The sequence below is a fragment of the Sediminicola arcticus genome (assembly GCF_040566695.1).
GTDB classification, from domain to species: domain Bacteria; phylum Bacteroidota; class Bacteroidia; order Flavobacteriales; family Flavobacteriaceae; genus Sediminicola; species Sediminicola arcticus.
The window spans coordinates 256,464-275,913 of record NZ_JBEXAE010000003.1 but is presented as its reverse complement, the minus strand read 5'-3'; the positions used below and the strand labels follow the sequence as shown (position 1 = coordinate 275,913).

General features: G+C 35.5%; 19 protein-coding genes. 4 read left to right on the top strand and 15 right to left on the bottom strand.

Features of this window, described 5'->3' with window-relative positions; genetic code table 11:
• Position 1: 1 nt before the first annotated feature.
• From ABXZ36_RS07935 to ABXZ36_RS07925, 3 genes are read right to left on the bottom strand one after another with little or no spacing between them, the layout of a single operon-like run.
• Entirely contained in the window at positions 2–664 is a 663-nt protein-coding gene (locus ABXZ36_RS07935) for a peptidoglycan recognition protein family protein (RefSeq protein ID WP_354614973.1), read from the bottom strand.
• A 38-nt stretch (positions 665–702) separates the two neighbouring features.
• The gene (locus tag ABXZ36_RS07930; RefSeq protein ID WP_354614972.1) at positions 703–1,170 is read right to left on the bottom strand and encodes a 3D domain-containing protein; all 468 of its coding nucleotides are present in this window, start codon (positions 1,168–1,170) and stop codon (positions 703–705) included.
• Between the two features lie 9 nt (positions 1,171–1,179).
• Entirely contained in the window at positions 1,180–2,052 is an 873-nt protein-coding gene (locus ABXZ36_RS07925; RefSeq protein WP_354614971.1) for a pirin family protein, read from the bottom strand.
• Between the two features lie 83 nt (positions 2,053–2,135).
• Between ABXZ36_RS07925 and ABXZ36_RS07920 the strand changes: the two genes are divergently transcribed.
• A complete protein-coding gene (locus ABXZ36_RS07920; protein WP_354614970.1) occupies positions 2,136–3,470 on the top strand; it encodes a serine hydrolase domain-containing protein in 1,335 nt (444 codons plus the stop codon).
• Positions 3,471–3,546: 76 nt separating this feature from the next.
• Here the strand turns inward: ABXZ36_RS07920 and ABXZ36_RS07915 are convergent, their stop codons facing one another.
• From ABXZ36_RS07915 to ABXZ36_RS07880, 8 genes are all read right to left on the bottom strand, one after another.
• Complete coding sequence (locus tag ABXZ36_RS07915; RefSeq protein WP_354614969.1) at positions 3,547–3,978, bottom strand: BLUF domain-containing protein; 432 nt, start codon at positions 3,976–3,978, stop codon at positions 3,547–3,549.
• Between the two features lie 456 nt (positions 3,979–4,434).
• Entirely contained in the window at positions 4,435–4,665 is a 231-nt protein-coding gene (locus ABXZ36_RS07910; RefSeq protein WP_354614968.1) for a putative signal transducing protein, read from the bottom strand.
• Between the two features lie 10 nt (positions 4,666–4,675).
• Positions 4,676–5,290, bottom strand: coding sequence for a DEAD/DEAH box helicase (locus tag ABXZ36_RS07905; protein WP_354614967.1), 615 nt, complete (start codon positions 5,288–5,290; stop codon positions 4,676–4,678).
• Between the two features lie 261 nt (positions 5,291–5,551).
• Positions 5,552–6,394, bottom strand: a complete 843-nt coding sequence (locus ABXZ36_RS07900) for a 1,4-dihydroxy-2-naphthoyl-CoA synthase (RefSeq protein ID WP_354614966.1) — start codon at positions 6,392–6,394, stop codon at positions 5,552–5,554.
• Between the two features lie 70 nt (positions 6,395–6,464).
• A complete protein-coding gene (locus ABXZ36_RS07895) occupies positions 6,465–7,715 on the bottom strand; it encodes a glycosyltransferase (RefSeq protein WP_354614965.1) in 1,251 nt (416 codons plus the stop codon).
• Between the two features lie 3 nt (positions 7,716–7,718).
• Positions 7,719–9,230, bottom strand: a complete 1,512-nt coding sequence (locus ABXZ36_RS07890; RefSeq protein ID WP_354614964.1) for a DEAD/DEAH box helicase — start codon at positions 9,228–9,230, stop codon at positions 7,719–7,721.
• 107 nt (positions 9,231–9,337) lie between these two features.
• Positions 9,338–10,261, bottom strand: coding sequence for a 2-hydroxyacid dehydrogenase (locus tag ABXZ36_RS07885; RefSeq protein WP_354614963.1), 924 nt, complete (start codon positions 10,259–10,261; stop codon positions 9,338–9,340).
• A gap of 3 nt (positions 10,262–10,264) precedes the next feature.
• Positions 10,265–10,774 (bottom strand): DUF6155 family protein, encoded by a 510-nt coding sequence (locus ABXZ36_RS07880; protein WP_354614962.1) that lies wholly within the window; start codon positions 10,772–10,774, stop codon positions 10,265–10,267.
• 191 nt (positions 10,775–10,965) lie between these two features.
• On the opposite strand from ABXZ36_RS07880, the gene ABXZ36_RS07875 reads away from it, so the two are divergent.
• Positions 10,966–11,829, top strand: coding sequence for a sigma-70 family RNA polymerase sigma factor (locus tag ABXZ36_RS07875; protein ID WP_354614961.1), 864 nt, complete (start codon positions 10,966–10,968; stop codon positions 11,827–11,829).
• Between the two features lie 449 nt (positions 11,830–12,278).
• Here the strand turns inward: ABXZ36_RS07875 and ABXZ36_RS07870 are convergent, their stop codons facing one another.
• Both ABXZ36_RS07870 and ABXZ36_RS07865 read right to left on the bottom strand, forming a co-directional pair.
• Positions 12,279–13,328: a hypothetical protein gene (locus ABXZ36_RS07870; RefSeq protein WP_354614960.1), complete on the bottom strand. Its 1,050-nt coding sequence runs from the start codon at positions 13,326–13,328 to the stop codon at positions 12,279–12,281.
• 25 nt (positions 13,329–13,353) lie between these two features.
• Positions 13,354–15,153: an ATP-binding protein gene (locus tag ABXZ36_RS07865; RefSeq protein ID WP_354614959.1), complete on the bottom strand. Its 1,800-nt coding sequence runs from the start codon at positions 15,151–15,153 to the stop codon at positions 13,354–13,356.
• Between the two features lie 179 nt (positions 15,154–15,332).
• Between ABXZ36_RS07865 and ABXZ36_RS07860 the strand changes: the two genes are divergently transcribed.
• The gene (locus tag ABXZ36_RS07860; RefSeq protein WP_354614958.1) at positions 15,333–16,622 is read left to right on the top strand and encodes a dipeptidase; all 1,290 of its coding nucleotides are present in this window, start codon (positions 15,333–15,335) and stop codon (positions 16,620–16,622) included.
• On the opposite strand, the gene ABXZ36_RS07855 is transcribed toward ABXZ36_RS07860, so the two are convergent.
• Entirely contained in the window at positions 16,619–17,014 is a 396-nt protein-coding gene (locus tag ABXZ36_RS07855; RefSeq protein ID WP_354614957.1) for an acyl-CoA thioesterase, read from the bottom strand. The genes ABXZ36_RS07860 and ABXZ36_RS07855 overlap by 4 nt on opposite strands.
• Positions 17,015–17,152: 138 nt before the next feature.
• Complete coding sequence (locus tag ABXZ36_RS07850; protein ID WP_354614956.1) at positions 17,153–18,505, bottom strand: NAD-dependent succinate-semialdehyde dehydrogenase; 1,353 nt, start codon at positions 18,503–18,505, stop codon at positions 17,153–17,155.
• Between the two features lie 172 nt (positions 18,506–18,677).
• On the opposite strand from ABXZ36_RS07850, the gene ABXZ36_RS07845 reads away from it, so the two are divergent.
• Positions 18,678–19,442, top strand: a complete 765-nt coding sequence (locus ABXZ36_RS07845) for an outer membrane lipoprotein-sorting protein (protein WP_354614955.1) — start codon at positions 18,678–18,680, stop codon at positions 19,440–19,442.
• Positions 19,443–19,450 lie beyond the last annotated feature (8 nt).

Here is a 19,450-nt window from a genome sequence, read left to right as displayed (position 1 = left end):
GCTAGTTTGTATTTTGAGGTGTGGATTTAAAACTTAATTTTTTCGCGGCCTTTTTTACTCTTTTTAAAAAGCGATTACCAGGATCTGTTTTTTCTGTTTTGTAGGAGTCATCCCTTTCCAACCAATAAGGATGACCAACAAAATTGGTATATTCATAGTGCCCAATAAGATATTCTATATCGTATTTGGATTTTAAATATTTTACGAGCCAAATATTTGATTTTCGTTGTGCCCTAGTTAACTTTTTATCGTCTAGTCCACCAACATTTTCGATACCAATAGCAATATGGTTTAAACCAATCACATGTCTGGCCATTAGGGTTTCTGGCATTAATCTATATATGGAGCCATTTTTGTCCACTAAAAAATGAGAAGATACATTAAGACTACTAGCTATCTGTATTTGTTCTCTCCAGCTTGGCAATTTGGATTTGTAAAACACATCAAAAGATCCCGCGAAGGTAGGAATAGCGGTCCAATGCAGGACAATCATTTTAGGGCTTATCTTCGCAGAGTCGGATACTAATCCGTAGCGATCGGACATGTATTCCCTTGTTAAAGCTATTCGTTCTTCATCAAAAATAACAGGCTTATCAACGATAATCCTTGAAACGGAGCAAGAAAGTAAGTTGATAAGAACTATAATAGATATTACATATTTCAATTTTAAGGGATATTTGAATTGAACCCTAAAAGTACAACTTAGGGAGTTTGGTCAACAATAAGAATACTATCTTTTTTAATAACGTAATAAAGCATTATCTTTTTTCTGCCCCAATCAAAGGCTTTGGCCCTATCTATACCCATATAAATATCGATCTTTTTGCGCCACCGAGTATGCATTTTGTCTTTTATCAAATATATTTGGGAAGAGGTATCTATTCGTACCATTGTATTGTACTTTAGGCCTAACCGAATCAAATCCCTAGATACTGCAATACATTTCATGCCGGGTTGTAAAGTGTCACCCCAAGCAGATATATTGGAATGGACTGCAGTGGTCTGTGATGGCAATGAATTATATGCGGTGGCGGTCACCCTTACAGAATCCCAAGTCAATACCTCGGCATAGACCTTTTTTTTAGGAGAACAAGAAGCAAAATTCAAGGTTAGGACTATGGTAATAGATGCTAATGCATAAAAAAATGTTTTATGTGTAGTCTTTTGCATATGGTAAGTTCAATTAGGTAAGGAAACAAAACTTAAGTCATTTCCCATCATGGGAAATAATCTATTATTACAGGCTTTTTTAGCGATCTCATTTTTTTCGGTACTTGAGGATACAAAGTTCCAGTAAATATGTCGTTCTTCCGGCAATGGTAATCCTCCAAATAGCAGAAGATGAGCATTTGCATTTAATACAGTCTTGTAGGTATTCTCTATCTTAAACACCAAAATATTTCCTTTACCAACCACATCACCACAAGTATTAATACTTCCTTCAACAATACAGATTCCAATTTCTCCCTTCAAATGATCCTTGGTATTAAGCTCAAACTCTAATGTGTTCTTTATTTCAATCATGAACAATGGGGAGTGTGCAGGTACTGGCGAGGTTCTTCCATATCCTTCACCAGCTATCAATTTAAATTTAGCGCTCCCTTCTTCCCATTGTGGTAGCAAGGCTGCTTCAATGTGATGGAATTCAGGGGAACAATCTTCCTTAATTTTTGGTAAGGCAATCCATATCTGATATCCATGGAACTTAAATGTTTGCCCATGTCTAAGGTCTTTGGGTGTCCTTTCTGTATGGGACACCCCTTTGCCAGCGACCATTAAATTTACTGAACCTGGGGTGATACGTTGTTGGGTGCCTATACTATCCTCATGGATAATTCCCCCTTCTAACATATAGGTTACTGTAGAAAGGCCTATATGTGGATGCTGATCAACATCCATATATTTCGTAGGCCCCAGCTCAGTAAGATCCATGTGGTCTATAAAAACAAAGGGGCCTATCATTCTTTTTTTTCGGAAGAGAATTAATCTACCCACCAGAAAATCACCAATATCCCTACTTCTTTCAGCTATAATTAAACCAAGATTGGACATATTAAAAAAACATTTACTTATCCTAAAGTAACAATAATTATCAAGTAAAGATTTAATTTTAAAATTCCATAATTATATGTTCCATGAAAATTTTCAAAAGAATTGTCATTGCCATTATTATTGTTATAGCCATTGCCCTGGCCTTTAATTATTCAAAACTGAACATTATTTCTGGCTATGCCGCAAAAAATATGGCTTCAAGTGTTTTTATAGCTGATAGAACCCCTGCTTCAATAGATAAAAATGATAATAACATTCCTACAATTAAACTGGCAAGTACAGAAGTGGATTATATACATAAAACCGCTTCCTCCTCGGTTTTTGGATTCATGGAAAGAAAAGTAATATATCGTCAAGGTTTGGGTAGTGTTCTTGTAAATGACTCTTATGATTACAGCAAAAAATATTTGCGTCCAAGACGACAAATCTCAGGGAATAACCTTCCCTTTCCTTACGGTGACAATGGAAAAAAGGATACTGTCTTTGGGAATGTGGATTATCAAAAATTACAAAAGGCCATCAATAAGGCCTTTTCAGATCCCGAAATAAAAAAAACCAGAACTGTCTTGGTTGCCTACAAAAATGAAATCATTGCTGAGCAATATGCCGATGGCTTTACGCATAAGACCCCAATATTGGGCTGGTCCATGACAAAAAGTATCTTGGCAACTCTTTATGGAGTTTTGGAGCACCAAGGAAAATTAGAACTTAACGACTTCGCTCCCGTAGCTGAATGGGGAAAAGATGAACGTAAAAATATTACGCTCAACCACCTGTTGCGTATGCAAAGTGGATTAGTTTGGGCAGAGGACTACACTAAAATATCGGATGTGACAAAAATGTTGTTCATGGAGTCAGATATGACCCAATCCCAACGACTAAAAAAGGCCATTGCTAAACCTAAAGAGATCTGGAATTACTCTTCTGGAACATCAAATCTTTTATCGGGACTATTGCACCATTATGTTACGAAAAATCAGGAATATCTAGATTTTCCCTATCAGTCTTTAATAGACAAAATAGGTATGCATTCTATGGTAATTGAAACCGATATGGAGAACAATTTTGTAGGGTCGTCCTATGCTTGGGCGAACACTAGGGATTGGGCAAAATTTGGTCTGTTGTACCTCAATAATGGTCAATGGCAAGGAGAACAACTTTTTTCTAAAGATTGGGTAACGTACATAACCACTCCCACGGTTGAGTCTGATGGTACTTACGGAGCACATTTTTGGTTAAACGCAGAAGGAAAGTATCCAGATGTTCCCAGAGATTTATACTCTGCAAATGGATACGAAGGCCAATATGTTTTCATAATACCTTCCAAGGAATTGGTGATAGTAAGGACGGGATTAGCTGAGGACCCTATATTTGACATAAATGAATTTATATCGGAGGTAATAGCAACGATTAAGTAGAATTGGGCAAGACCTTCAGAGTAGTTGTGTATCCTTAATTTTAGAGCTATGACCTTTTAACTTCTCATATCATTTTTTATACGAGCCAGCCTATAATTTGTTTGCGGACATTGAGCCAAAATAAATAAGAAGCTGGGGAGGTTTTATCGGCACTTTCAGATAATTGAAACAAGTTTCTTTCAAAGGTTAGAAGGTCCTTTCCTAGTATACCTTCTTCTCCCAAGTCATGGAATGCCATAGACCAATCGCCGAAGTGCCTTTTAGGAATATGTCCTTCCCACAATAGATTTACATCGTAATGTCTATCATCTTTTTCTATATTTTGAAAAAGTTGATGTATGTTTTTGGAATTTCCTTCAATTATTTGAACGAAAATATCATTGTGAAACACCAAACAACCGGTTATATGAGATTTTTGGTTGTAAGTACGTGATATTTTCAAAATGTCAACTATTTTGATGTTATCGGTATTCTTTTTTGCTTTGGAGCAATAGACTAGTTCTAACATCTGTGGGTTGTTTGTAAAATAAACTTGTTTAACTTATAAATATAAACTCGTTACTTTTAGGGAACCATATATTTAAAGTACGAAATTTTGAAAAGATTATAGAAGATAAATTCATTTAAGTACTAAAATAAAGAACATTGTGTTATTTAAACTAGGCATATCATATTTTAAAAACTGATTATTTTTTACCCTTTCCCTTAAATTTTTAGAATTAATAACAATGAATAGCGCAAATGCAGCTATGAAAACTGTTAAATAATAAAGGACATAACTTAAAAAGTGGTTTCCACCACAAGGAGGTGCCACTTCGCAACAAAAGTTCCCTAAGCGACTAAAAGGAAACTACTTTAGTCCTGTAAATAAGTAATAAAATTTTTATTTTCATATAGTGTTCTCGTAAAAAGGGCTTCGTCTTAAAAGGTGAAGCCTTTTTTTATACCTATACCCCTTGGGAGCTTAATCTACTTTGAAACCTTCTATTATGGGAGTTGCCTTTGTCTCGTCAGATTCTAAAACAAACAGCCTAACGCCACCATACAAGCCTCCACCAAAACCTGAAACACGAGCAGATTCATTTTGGTTTTTAACTAGAGTACCTATTCCATTTTCCTCTAATAATCCTTTTAAAAGGATCACATCTACTTCACTTCCCGTATACACATTTATATACTTGTCTTTTGTTTCCATAGAATTCTAATTATTCAGCGGTAATAGTTTCCGCATTGTACATAAAAGAGTCTCGCATTTTCTCCATTCGATTGTCAAATTTTTCGCCAAATATAATGTATTGGCATTTTTCTATACTTTCCGGAATGCGAATCACATCAGAGTAATCACTTGCCTTCACCAAAAACGCTGCATCTTCTACCATGAACAATTTTAATTGTCCTAAATGTATTCCATTGAGATAAAAAATACGACTTAATCTTTTTGGTGTGGCAATAACAATGTCAGTTCCTAAATAAATTTCTTCTCTCTGCAATTCTATATTATGCTCTTCATAGGCACAGTAAACCCTTAAGTCGGTTCCATACGTATATTCTTTAAATTTTTCAGCAAGCTCCAATGCTGATTGTTTGTCTTTTACATAAATCAATGCCCTTGGGGAATCTTCAAAAGCCACTGCTCCAAGTTTTTGAATCGTAGCTATGATCATGGCCGTTGTTTTCCCATCTCCTTGAGGAGCTATAGCAAACAGACTGCTACCTCCCTTTATTTTTGAAATCACCTCCTTTTGAAAAGCTGTCGGGGCTGTAATTCCAATACGCGCAATGTTTTCTTTTAAGATGGGGTGTATTTTTTTGAATGACATAAATATTGGGTCCTTATTAATTTGTATTTCTAATTGGATAGAGCTATTGAATAATTACAAATATCACTATTACGGCCACCTACCACAAAATAGAACTGATTCACAACAATAATTTCGTGCGAGCACCAAATGTATATACTTTAGTAGTATATAAAAACAGAATAAGAATTTTCATTTTCATATAGTGTTCTCGTAAAAGGGCTTTGTCTTCTCAGATAGGGTCCTTTTTTAATTACAGGACAGGGCTATCTATAACATCTGTTAGGGAATCCATTTGTTCTTCCCAAAGTCAGGCTTTCGCTTTTCAAGAAATGCATTTCTTCCCTCTTTCGCCTCTTCTGTCATATAGGCTAATCTAGTAGCCTCTCCAGCAAATACTTGCTGACCAACCATACCATCATCGGTTAGGTTCATAGCAAATTTCAACATTTTTATAGAAGTAGGTGACTTTGCTAAGATTTCCTGTGCCCATTCAAAAGCGGTATCTTCCAATTCTTCATGAGGGATGACTGCATTTACCATTCCCATTTCATAAGCCGCCTGAGCTGTGTAATTCCTTCCCAGAAAGAATATTTCCCTAGCCCTTTTCTGACCCACCATTTTGGCCAAATAAGCAGATCCATAGCCTCCGTCAAAACTAGTAACATCGGCATCTGTCTGTTTAAAAATAGCGTGTTCCTTGCTCGCAAGTGTAAGATCACAGACCACATGAAGACTGTGTCCTCCACCAACAGCCCACCCTGGTACGACAGCAATAACTGCTTTTGGCATAAAACGGATCAATCGCTGTACCTCCAAGATGTTCAAACGATGCATGCCGTCTTCGCCAACATAACCTTGATGCCCCCTAGCCTTTTGGTCTCCCCCACTGCAAAAGGAATACACTCCATCTTTGGTAGATGGTCCTTCACCGGATAACAATACTACGCCAATAGAAGTGTCTTCCTGGGCATCGTAAAAAGCCTCATAGAGTTCCTTCGTAGTTTTAGGTCTAAAGGCATTTCGTACGTTTGGACGATTAAAAGCGATACGGGCTACCCCATCGCATTTTTTATATGTTATATCTTCAAATTCCTTGACTACTTTCCAATTGATCTTACTCATAATTCAATAGTATAAAAAAAATTCAAAATACAAAAATAACGCTTCTACCCTCGATAAAAGATCAATAGGCCTACTGATTTTTAGCTTCTATCCATTTGGCCATGTATTTAGTACTAGCCATAGTGTGATGCATCAACATTGCGCCAGTAAAATTGGATATTCTATGATCCTTTAAGTTGTTAATAGTTTCATTTATACGCTGCAATAGAAATCCTTCCAGTATGGTTTTGTCATATAGTTTATTGATAATTGCCACTCCTTGGTCTTGGCATTTTGTCCAAATCTCCTTTTTGGTATATAAGACTACCGCGTTTTTAGCTATGATAGCTGCATCATTTGAGATCATACCGCTCCATTGAAGATTGGCATGCATACCTTCGGCACCTATTTCTGTAGTAACGTTAGGAGTCCCAGACAACATGGCATCCACAAGTTTTCCTTTTATACCCGCGCCAAATCGCAATGGCGCCAAACTCACCCTAGCTACTCCTAACACTTCAGTAGCGCTTTCGGCCCTGCCCATTACAAAAAAACCCTCTTTTGGTTGGTGTAATCGTAATATGCTTTCTGGTAAATAACCTCCATAAATATGTAGATTAACAGTCTGTAATTGCGCCCGAATCAATGGCCAGATTTCCTTTTTTAACCAATGGATAGCATCTATATTTGGAGCATGTTTTCCATTGCCAATACTAATAAAATTCTTTCTATCCTCAAATGACCGCCAATTCATTTTATTAGTTTCCCTTATGGGATCTAACATGAACGGTAGAAATACTAATATTTTTTTATCAATTTTGATTTCGTTAAGCAAAAGTTCCATTTCATAGCTCGAAATGATCAATGAAAGATCACATCTGTATATACTACCAATTTCCCTTTTGGTGATATCGGCTTGTTTCCAATCGGTAATCGAAGCAGTTTTTTTATTCTTTTCGGCTTCCATCCGAACTGATCTTAGGGAATGCAAGTCTTCCGTGTCCAGAATCCTTAGGGCATTAGGTGAATTTTTGGCGACACGCCATCCAAATTGTTCTTCTGTTAAGAAACGATCGAAAAGGACAATATCTGGTTTTAATTCTTGAATGAACTGATTAAATCCAGAGTCGTTTAAACGTATACTTTTTTTCTGGACGCCTAAGGTTTCCAGTTGCATAGAAAAATCTGATTCTTGTGCGGTAGATGCAAAAGTAATCTGATAGTTATTGCTTTTAAAAAAAAGCAACAACTGAAGCATTCTAGACCCCGCTGCAGTTGAAGAAGGTTCGGGCCAAACAAAACCAATGATCAATATTTTTTTTGGTACCAAAATAGCCGTCATGGGTTACATTTTGGAAGCAAATTTCTTGGAAATCCTAGATCGGAGCTTCCGCTCGTAATCTTCCTCCAACCACTCTTTGTAATTTTTGGTGTTGTTCATAATGCAATAGGAATACAATCGCACTCTATAGGCTATTTCTTCCTTTAGTTGTTTCGCCAAAACACGGGCATCAAAAATATCCTCGCTATTTTCTACACAAATTTGAGCATGTTGTTCTATGCTATTTTCCAATACAGTTTTAGATTTTAGCCCTAGGGCAAAGACTTTCTTATATTCTTCTTTTACATTAAAGTCCAAGATCGCAGATTTGGAGAATTTATCCTTTAATTCTTGTGGCATTTCATAGACAAAATCGCGCTCAATTTCTTCATCATTTCTAATGTTCTCCAAGAAAAAATCGGGAAAATGAAAGATTTCCTTCCAATCCATTGGGGCATCCCACATGCCAAACCTTGCTATATTATTGCCTAGATCAATTACAGTAAATTCGTCTTTATTCGGTAACACCCTTGATCCCCTGCCTATCATTTGAAAATATAGGGTCAGGGATTTGGTGGCCCTGTTAAGAATAATTGTTTCCACAGTAGGCTCATCAAAACCGGTAGTTAAAATACTCACAGAAGTCAAAATTGCGTCAGGAGTATTAGAAAACCATGTTAAGATTTCCTTCCGTTCAGTAGCCGTATTCTTATTGTCCAGATGCCGTATTGGATATCCTGCTTTTTTAAAGGTCTCATATACATATTTTGATGTATTGATACCATTATTGAAGATTAAAGTCTTAGTGCCCTTGGCAATCGCTTCATAAGATCCCAAAAGTTTCCCCTGCATGCTTAAATTTCCATAAAGCTCATCGGAAGATTTAACAGTATAGTCTCCATGGATTCCCAGTTTAAGTGTTTTGAGACTCACGTCCATGTTAAACATGTTGGCACGTGCCAAAAACTTTTTATTTATCAAATTGCTGATCGACTCTCCCATGATCAGTTTTTGGTAATTATCCTTCATTGGAAGCTTAATGTTGGAGCTTAACGGAGTGGCTGTTACCCCAAGAATAGTAGAGTTTTTAAAGTATTTAAACAGTTTTCTGAATGAATTATAATGCGCTTCATCAATAATTACAAGACCAATATTTTTTATCTCAACTTTTTCTTCTTGAAGTCGATTATTCAAGGTTTCCACCATTGCCACAAAGCACATAAACTCATCTTGGTCTATAAGCTCCTTGACATCGCTATTGATAATTTTGTTTTTTACTCCAAAACCTTTGAGCATTTTAGACGTTTGTGAACTTAGCTCAATACGGTGGGTTAACACCACAACTTTTTTTTGTGTTTCTTTAATGTATCTTTTGGCAATTTCCGAAAAAACAACAGTTTTTCCTCCCCCAGTGGGTAATTGATACAATAAATTAGAACCCTTTGGGGATTCTTCCAAATGCTTAAAAATAGTATTCAGATCCTCTAATTGATAATCATAGAGGGTCTTTTCTGCTTGTGCTTTTTTAATCTCCAATAGGATGCGTCTGTTTTTTGTGTTCTAAATTTTGATATTGAGGGAATCTTTCAAAATTAGCAGTTTTTTGCCCTTTAATGAAATTTATATCCCGGAAATATGAAAATTTAATATCCTTTGGAAACCGAAACCTCATTTATCATTGGCTGCCCTTTGGTCAATCTACTGTAATTTTCTAAAATTTGAGGTACAATTGAACTTGGAGATGAAACACTGGCAATATGGGGGGTGATCTGTATTTTAGGATGTCCCCAAAATGGGTGGTCTTTAGGAAGTGGTTCTTCTGTAAAGACGTCAAGACTAGCACCAGACAAATGCCCACTATTGACCAAATCGAGTAGATCCTTCTCTACCAGATGACCACCTCTAGCAACGTTTATGACAAAGGCACCCTTTGGTAGTTTACTTAAAAATTCCTTGTTCAATATATTCTTGGTTTCCTTGGTCAATGGCAGTAAACATATTAAAATAGATGTGCTAGCTAAAAACTGGGGAAGTTCCTTTTCGCCTACAAAGGTTTGTATAGCTTCCTTTTTGGAGTTGGCCCAGCCTTGAACCTGGAAACCCATATTTTGTAGATCCATGGCAAGAGTACTTCCCAATTCACCAAGTCCTAAAACACCAATAGTAACATCTTTCTTTCGCAAGTATTTCATTCTGGTCCAACGCTGCTGTAATTCTTGTTGCCCGTAAAATGGTAAGTTTTTTAAATAGGAAAATATGCATGCAATAACAAATTCAGACATATCATTGGCCAACATTGGATCTACCACCCTAGTAATCATTATATTTTTCGAGACATCCGAATCGGCCAAAATAAAATCTACACCAGCCCCCATAGATGCCACACATTTTAAATTGGGATACGCTTTTAAGGAACCTTTCGGGTGCTGCCAAACCAACGCCATGGTAATGGTCTCCTTAGGATGTTCTTCGCCAAAATCATAAATTAAAATGTCTTGGGATTTTTTTTCCAGCAGTGCTTTCCATTGGGAAGCTTTGCCGTCCTGCCTAATAATGACTATGGCCATATGTTAATCTATTATATCCAAAGCCCTTGAAAATTCTTCTTCGTTGGGCCACTGTTGATTTTGGGTGGTATTAAATATTCTTACAATCCGGATTTTAAAATCTGGCAGTATCTCATTTAGTGCTATATACTGTACAGCCTCCGAAAAAGAATTGAGCATACTTTTATAAAAGGCCTCTGGAACATTTTTATCAGCGGAATAGGCCTGTGCAATTTCTACATTATAAAGCATAACATCGGCCACCAATTGCGGTTCAACACCCAATTTTGTAAAGTGTTTCAAAAACTTTTGAGCTACTGATCTTCTGGCCTTAGGACGTTTGCGCTTTACAGGAAAATATTCGTTAGATATTTTTACCTTTGCATCTTGCACCAACTTATCTTCTTTGGGATTGAAAACAAAATCATAATATTCCTTAACTACAGGAAATCTTTCATAAAGATCTATTAGCTGCTCTGCCAATTCCTCTTGCTTTAATTCTGAAAGATATTTTTTTAATGCCCTTTTACTCATTTTGAAATTATACCCATAATTATTCCTTCAAAAGTACAGTTTGATTAAATAATTCGAACATATTTTAGCGTATTTCCGTAAAAACCTTAAATTTTTCATAAAAAGAGGGGTTAAATACCGATGTTTTTTGGATTATCGCTAAAAAAAGAGTATAATATAAACTTGTAAACTTTCTAAAACAAAATCCATATATGAGGCAACTAAAGATCATCAAGCAGGTAACTAACAGAGAATCAAAATCATTGGATAAGTACTTGCAAGATATCAGCAAAATAGGCATGATTACTGCAAATGAAGAAGTGGAGCTGGCACAAAAGATAAGAGAGGGTGATCAAGTGGCCTTAAATAAGTTGACTACAGCGAATTTAAGATTTGTTGTTTCTGTAGCTAAGCAGTATCAAAACCAAGGATTAAAATTACCGGATTTGATCAATGAGGGAAATGTAGGACTGGTAAAGGCAGCTAAACGTTTTGATGAGACTAGGGGATTTAAGTTTATATCTTATGCTGTTTGGTGGATCAGACAATCTATTCTTCAGGCTTTGGCAGAACAGTCAAGAATTGTGAGGCTACCATTGAATAAGATTGGTTCCATTAATAAGATTAAAAAAGCATTTTCCTATTTAGAACAATCACATGAGCGTCCGCCTTCTGCCGAGGAAATAGCCAAAGAATTAGATCTTTCCGTGAGTGAGGTTAAGCAATCTATGAAAAACTCCGGTCGGCACGTAAGCATGGATGCCCCTTTGATAGAAGGAGAGAATTCCAACCTGTACGATGTATTACGATCGGGAGAATCACCTAACCCAGATAAGCAACTATTGCTTCAATCTCTAAATATCGAAATTGTTAGGGCATTGGAAACATTGTCACAAAGAGAAGCCGATGTGGTAAAACTATATTACGGGATTGGGGATCAACACTCCATGACCTTGGCTGAGATAGGGCTGACTTTTGATTTGACAAGGGAAAGAGTTAGACAAATAAGAGAAAAGGCTATTAGAAAGCTAAGACACAATTCTAGAAGTAAGATCTTAAAAACCTATTTGGGATAATTGTTGTCACATAATATTTTACAAAAAAAGGAGCACCTTATTGGGTGCTCCTTTTTTTAGTGGTTCATATTCTCCACTAAGAATAATTTATTTTATTGATATTGAAATTGACTAAGATTTCATTTAAATCTTGCATAAAACTTAAGTAAGCTGCGTTGTCTTGATTTAGGTTTGCCATAATTTGGGATTTTAGGTATGATGTTATTTGACTATAAATAGTCTAACTCCACCAATTCGTTTAAACTTAAAATTTCATTTAAATCTTTAAGGAAGATTAAGTATTCCTCTCCGTAGGTGTCGTATAACATAATTAATTTCGGGTTTTTAATTAATTTAAACTTGGGACTTTAAAACTATTTAATAAATTTATTTATTTACTACCGACGAAAAAATTTTTTGTGGTGAAGATGCTTTTTTTTGTTGTAAACATACTAATGTGCATTGGTAGTCTATTTTTTAACCACTATCCATCTGCATAAATTTATTTTTAGTTGAGATGCTAGCTTCATAAGAAGTGAATTGGGTTTGGTAATCATAGGTTTACGCTTACTATGGTCATTAGAAGTCATAGTATCTCTCACCTTCACAGCATCCAATTTAAATTGAATATTCAGTATGTCAGAAGAAGGGGATTCTTTTATTTTTAGTGTTTCAAGTAAATCAGTTAGACTTAAAGGCATTTTACTTTTTATGCTATGGAAATCTTTAATAGGTTGTATAGCCATTTTCTGTTCAAGGCACTTAGTTCCAAAAAAATGAATGGATTCTTCTGTATTCGTTTGCCCAATTTTATTATTATTATCTAGAACAACGTTAGAACCTTTTAAATTTAATTTTTCAGCTAATTGGATTTTGGTTCGTTTAACTTTTTTCTTGAGGATCACATTATTGGAGGTATCTATTGTATCAAGAAAGATCATTTCTTTACTATCACCTATTTCCGCAATTTGCTCCAATAAAATTAATTTGGTATTAAAGTCTGCAATTTCAAAAAGAGGCTTAAAGATACACCGCTTCCTTATTTTATCTATTTCCAGTACAGCTCCCTCTTCTTCAGAAAACCAATAGTTTTCAACAGTTATCCCATTTAATATTTTTAGTGCTTTCTCGCGAATGCCTAAATTATCTTCGTTAACTATGATTTGCTTTAAAATGGGAATCTCTCTTTCATCACCTGCTTCAAATATGGTGTCTAATAAGATATTCTTGTCACAATCGTCCTTTATAGAAAAAATATCCTCATAGAACGCATCGGTAGCAGTAGACCTACCCTTTTCTAAACGTAAACCATTAAAATCTGGTTTTGCCCTTACTTCAAGCTCTTCTTTTTTCAATTCTATAAAATGCTCTATATCTGATGTGTCATTTATAAACTTTTCCAAAGATTCAAAATCCAATGAATAAAGTATTTCATCTGATATTACTTCTAAATTTTTTAGATCATCCATTCTTAAGGTAAAGGACTCTTTTGACAGTTTATTCCTTTTATTTTTTTTCATGAATTATGAATCTTAAGTTAAGTCCTTATTTTAATTTTTTCAGTTCTATTTCAATTGCATTTACAACTACTGGGTACTCTTCCAAAAAACAATTGTACAAAAATTCTAGGTATTTTAAATCCTTATCTGTGTTGCAGGTTTTGTGAATTTGATCAACTATAGAATGTAAACTGAAGGTTTGCATCATGGCTAAACCCGATTTTATTTTATGCGCTGCAAATTGAATATTTTTAAAATCTTTCAGCTTTAAATAGTGTTTCACCTTACCAATGAATTCGAATGCATTTTGTTTGTAAAGAGAGATAAGCTCTTCCAACAGGTCCAATTCACCCATACATTCCTCTAATATTATTTTGAGGTCTATTTTTGGTGTTTCATCATTTATAATTTCTCTAGAAGGGTCTCCAATCCTAGAGGCAATCATATCATTCATCTTCATCTCTGCTCTATTAGAAGTTAGTTTCATCAATAATTCATCTGGACTATAAGGTTTTAGAATATAATCATTGATACCATTATCCCTGCATTGTTCCTTATCCTTGATAGAAAAGTCGGCCGTTAAAGCAATGATTGGAATTTGACTCACATAGGTATTTCTGCTGCTTCTTATTTTCCTGGTTACTTCGAACCCATTCATTATAGGCATCCTCAGATCCATGAAAACCAAATCTATATTGTTGTTTTCCAATATGTTTAGACCATATTTGGCATCATCTGTAACGTGTACCAAACAACCCCAACTTTTTAGCCTTTGTTCTATAAGTTTTTGGTTCAGAAGATTATCCTCAAAAACAAGGATCTGCATACCCTTTACTTGGTCCTTCCTATTCGTGTTGGTTACTTTTTTCTCTTGCTCAGTTTCATTTAACATCTCGACTCCAATAACAAAAGGAAGCTCAAAATTAAAGGTAGTACCTTCTCCTAACTTACTAGAAACATTTATATTACCATTAAGGTTTTTAATTATTTGTTTGACTATGTTGAGGCCTAAGCCAGAACAGCCATACTTCTTAAAAGTATCATTTTCCGCTTGTCTAAAAACATCAAAAATATGCTCAATATTATTTTCGGAAATTCCTATGCCTGTATCTATAATATTGAAATCCAACACAATATCCTTATTGTTTTGCTTTTTGGCATGAATTTTAAGGTGGATATCTCCCTTATTAACAAACTTTATGGCATTGCCAATGAGATTTAGGAGGATTTGAGACAGTTTGGAGGGATCTCCCACCAACATTTCTGGAATTTTGGTGTCCATATCCACTTCCAGCTTCACATCTTTATCCATGATTAGGATATTACAGAGATACATAACATCCCTAACTAAACTGTAAAAATTAAAATTCACAGCTTCAAAATGCTCTAGACCAGCTGAAAGTTTGGAATATTCCAATAATTCATTGATAATGTCCATGAGATTGTAGGAAGCTGATTGTATTGCAGAGACCTGCTGCTTTTGTTCCACTGAAAGCTCACTTTCCTTCAATAAATCAGTAAATCCTATAATTCCGTTTAGGGGTGTTCTTATTTCATGACTTGCCATGGCAACTAAATGCTCTCCCGTGCTTTTTAGATGATGGGTAGATGCTTTAATGGAAGTGTCTTTTTTAGGAAGTAAGCCCATTTCTGTTCCCTGAACTCTGTACGTGCCAGAAGCATGAGCAGAAACAGTGCCGATAAGCTTTTCTTCAAGGCTACTTTTTAATGAATTAAATGATTTTTTCAATTGGGTAGCCTCTTCAGAAGTCAATTTTTCAAAAGAAAGATTACTCAGTTTAGATTCTAAGTCGGATAAGTGGTATGCTACGTTTTTTGATTTCAATGAGTAATGGATTTGGTTTTTTTGCTTTATTAAGCGAATTCAAAATTCAAGTGCCACAAATAGTGTTAAGTTTGGTCAATTAAATATCACCTTTCTCTATAGTTTAGCCAATTAAATGTTATCTACACTTCCTTTTGTGTTGTCAAATTGCGTTATTTGTATGTATAAAACCAATTATCATGAAGCAATTTATCGTATTTATATGCATTTTAACCGTAATTTCTTGTAAAGAAGAGAAAAAAGAAATTACAGAAAGTCTTTTGGAAAAAGCCCATAGAATTCACGAAAAGGTAATAACCATAGATACCCACAATGATATAAATGTTGATAATTTTACTGATAGCATTAATTACTCACAAAATTTAGATACCCAGGTAAATCTCCCAAAAATGACGGAAGGCGGCCTAGATGTCTCTTGGTTAATCGTCTATACGGGACAGGATTCGCTAAATGCGCAAGGATACAAAAAGGCATCAGAAAACGCAATGTCAAAATTTGAAGCAATTCATAGACTCTGTGAAGTCATAGCGCCTGATGAAATTGAATTGGCTTTGACCTCCAACGATGTACGTCGCATTTCCAAGTCTGGAAAAAAAGTAGCCATGATAGGAGTAGAAAATGCCTATCCCCTTGGAGAGGATCTTTCCAATTTTGAAAAATTCCATCGTCTAGGAGCAAGATATATTTCCCTATCTCACAATGGACATAGTCAATTTTGTGATTCTAATACAGGAGAAAAAGATAGTATATGGCTATATAACGGTTTAAGTGAGTTAGGAAAAAAGGCTGTTATTGAGATGAATAGGTTAGGAATTATGATAGATGTATCCCATCCATCAAAATCTTCTATGGAGCAAATGGTGGCACTTTCCAAAGCCCCAATTATTGCTTCACACTCATCGGCAAGGGCATTGTGTGATCACAGTCGTAATTTGGACGATGAGCAATTATTACTATTGAAAAAAAATGGGGGTGTTGTACAGACCGTAGCTTTTAGTTCCTATCTGAACACAGATAAACATGAGGCTAGAGCGACATATCTGAAAGAGCTCTATTCAAAGATAGCTGATTCTTTAGGTATTGATTGGTACGAAAGATCTCAATTGGCTGATTTATCAGATGTTCAAAGGTCGGTTTTCATGGCCAGTTATCCTAAAGTTTTAAAACTGGCCAAACTACAGGCCGCGGAAGATAAAAATGCCCCAGAAGCTATAAATGTGGCTGATTTTGCAAATCATATTGATTATTTGGTGAAATTAATAGGCGTTGATCACGTAGGGATTAGCTCCGATTTTGATGGTGGTGGAGGTATTGAAGGATGGGACGATGCTTCAGAAACCTTTAATGTGACCTTAGAATTGATAAAAAGAGGGTATACGGAAGAAGAAATTGCAAAATTATGGGGAGGAAACCTTTTAAGGGTGCTCGATGAAGTACAGGCCATAGCAAAAAACTGGGCTGAAAATTAATTTTCGGCCGCTAGTCTATCTTTTACATACTCTATTTTGGTTTTCCCATGAGATGAAGGCTTGCCATCTGCTCCTAGATTCACCATGATAATATTGTCTACTGTTACTATTGTTTCACGTGTCATCTTATTGCGGACTTCACAATTTAAAGTCAATGACGATTTTCCAAATTTAACCACTTCAATCCCTATTTCAATAATATCTCCTTTTTCTGCCGTGCTCATAAAATTAATTTCCGACATATATTTGGTAACCACTTTTTTACTTTCGAGCTGAATAATACTGTATAAAGCAGCCTCTTCATCAATCCAAGCAAGTAATCTGCCTCCAAATAGGGTTTCATTTGCATTTAAATCTTCGGGCTTCACCCATTTTCTAGTATGAAATCTCATAATTCGCTATTTAACTTCAAAATTAGTCGACTTTCTAATTAAAAAATAACATGGAATTGGATTGTAGGGCAGAAATATGAATTTAGAATATTAATGACCTTAAAACAAATTATTGACAAAATAGTATTGCCGAAATTATCATTTTATATATACCGTTTTTTTATTAATAAACTCCATGATCCCATGCGAGGATAGTTCTCGACCATAGCCAGATATCTTAGTTCCACCAAATGGAAGTCTTGGATCGCTTTTCACCAGTTCGTTTACAAAAACCGCTCCATCATCAAATTGTGGCACCAAACGTTTTGCCTTTTGTATGTCTTTTGTAAATATTGAGACGCCAAGACCAAAAATGGAAGAATTTACTAGGGAAACAGCCTCTTCTTCATTATCAAAAATGGTTATGCCAATAGCAGGTCCAAATGTTTCTTCTTTAAAAACGGGCATTTCCTTAGTAACCTGAGTTAAAACTGTAGGTTCAAAAAATGTCCCTCGTCGTTTACCTCCCAAGACTAATTTTGCTCCCATGGCTATGGATGTATTGATCTGATCCTCCAATTCCTTGGCCAAATCTTCTTTCGCCATTACTCCAATATAGGTATCCTTGTCCATAGGGTCCCCAGATTTTAACTGAGAGACTTGGGTTTTGAATTTATTGGTAAATTCCTCGGCTATCTCTTTTTGCAGAAGTAGTCTTTTACCAGCAATGCAGCTTTGACCTGTATTTTGGAATCTTGCATTGACACATGTTTGTACTGCCATTTCAAGATCAGCATCATTAAATACAACTAGGGCATTGCTCCCCCCAAGTTCCAATACAGATTTTTTTATGCTCTTTCCAGCTATGGAAGCTACTGAAGAGCCGGCCGGTTTACTTCCTGTTAAGGTAACCGCTTTTATATGATCATTTTTAATAATCCCCTCAATCTTATCACTACCAATTATCAAATTTTGAAAACACCCCTCTGGAAAACCTGCCCTATTAAATACCTGCTGTATCAATTCCCCAGATTTCATCGTGTTGGAGGCGTGTTTTAGTACTCCAATATTACCCGCCATTAGAGCAGGTGCAGCAAACCTGAATACCTGCCAAAAGGGATAATTCCAAGGCATAACGGCCAATAACACTCCTATAGGCTCCAAACTAACGTAGCTTTCTTCGGCATCGGTGTCAATAATTTCGTCTTTTAATTGAGAAGCTGCATGTTCAGCATAATATTCACATACCCAAGCGCATTTTTCTACTTCTGAGATAGCCTGACTAATAGGTTTACCCATTTCTTTGGTTATCACTTCTGCATATTCTTGTTTATGTTTCTTTAATTCTTCCGCAGCCTTATACATGAATTTGGCTCTATCCTGAAAATTGGTTTTACGCCATTTTATAAACGTCTCTGCCGCCAGATTGAGTTTATCTTCAATCTCAGTTATATTAAGTTCTTTGAACTGATATTCTTCTCTTTGATTGTAAGGATTTATTGATTTTTTCATGGTATCGCTACATTTTCGATTAAAGTTAAAAATATCGAAGGTTAGGCTTGAATACTTATGACGATTTTAACTACAATACTTCTAGATGTTAAAAAAAATTAAGATATTTTTGAATATAGCTGTAACAATACATGTAAAAAGCTACTAATCATATACTATAAATCTAATGGAAATGAAGACATTAAAAACCAGTGTAGCTGCCTTACTTTTTTCTTTTTTGGTGCCCATTCAAGCCCAAACGGCAGATGAAATACTAGCCAATTATTTTGAAAATATTGGAGGATTGGAAAAAATGAAAAGTATTAAAGGTGTAAAGATGACTGCTAAGGTAAGTCAGGGAGGTATGGAAATACCTTTAGAAATTTTACAATTAAACGATGGACGACAAATGACCGTAATTAATTTTCAAGGTAAGGAGATTAAACAGGGGGTATTTGATGGCAGCACCTTATGGAGTCATAACTTTATGACGATGAAGGCAGAAAAAAGTGATGCAGAAGCTACCGCTAATTTTAAATTGAATGCCAATGATTTCCCAGATTCATTCATCGATTACAAGGAAAAAGGATATACTGTTGAATTAATGGGTAAAGAAACCATAGACGGAGCAGAAACATTTAAAATTAAGTTGGTTAAAGAACCAATCACGGTTGATGGTATACAAGAAGAAGATGTTTCCTTCTACTTCTTTGATACTGAAAATTTTGTACCCATAGCCGTACAATCAGAAGTTAAATCAGGTCCAGATAAAGGAATGACATCAGAAGTTACCATGAGTGACTACCAAGAAGTTGACGGTTTGTATTTTCCATTTTCCATGACCCAAGGAGTTAAAGGACAACCTGGAAGTCCCTTAACAATAAAGAGTATTGTACTTAATCCCTCAATAGAGGATGGAGCTTTCACGTTTCCAGATGACATGCAAGGAGAAAAATAATCAAACAA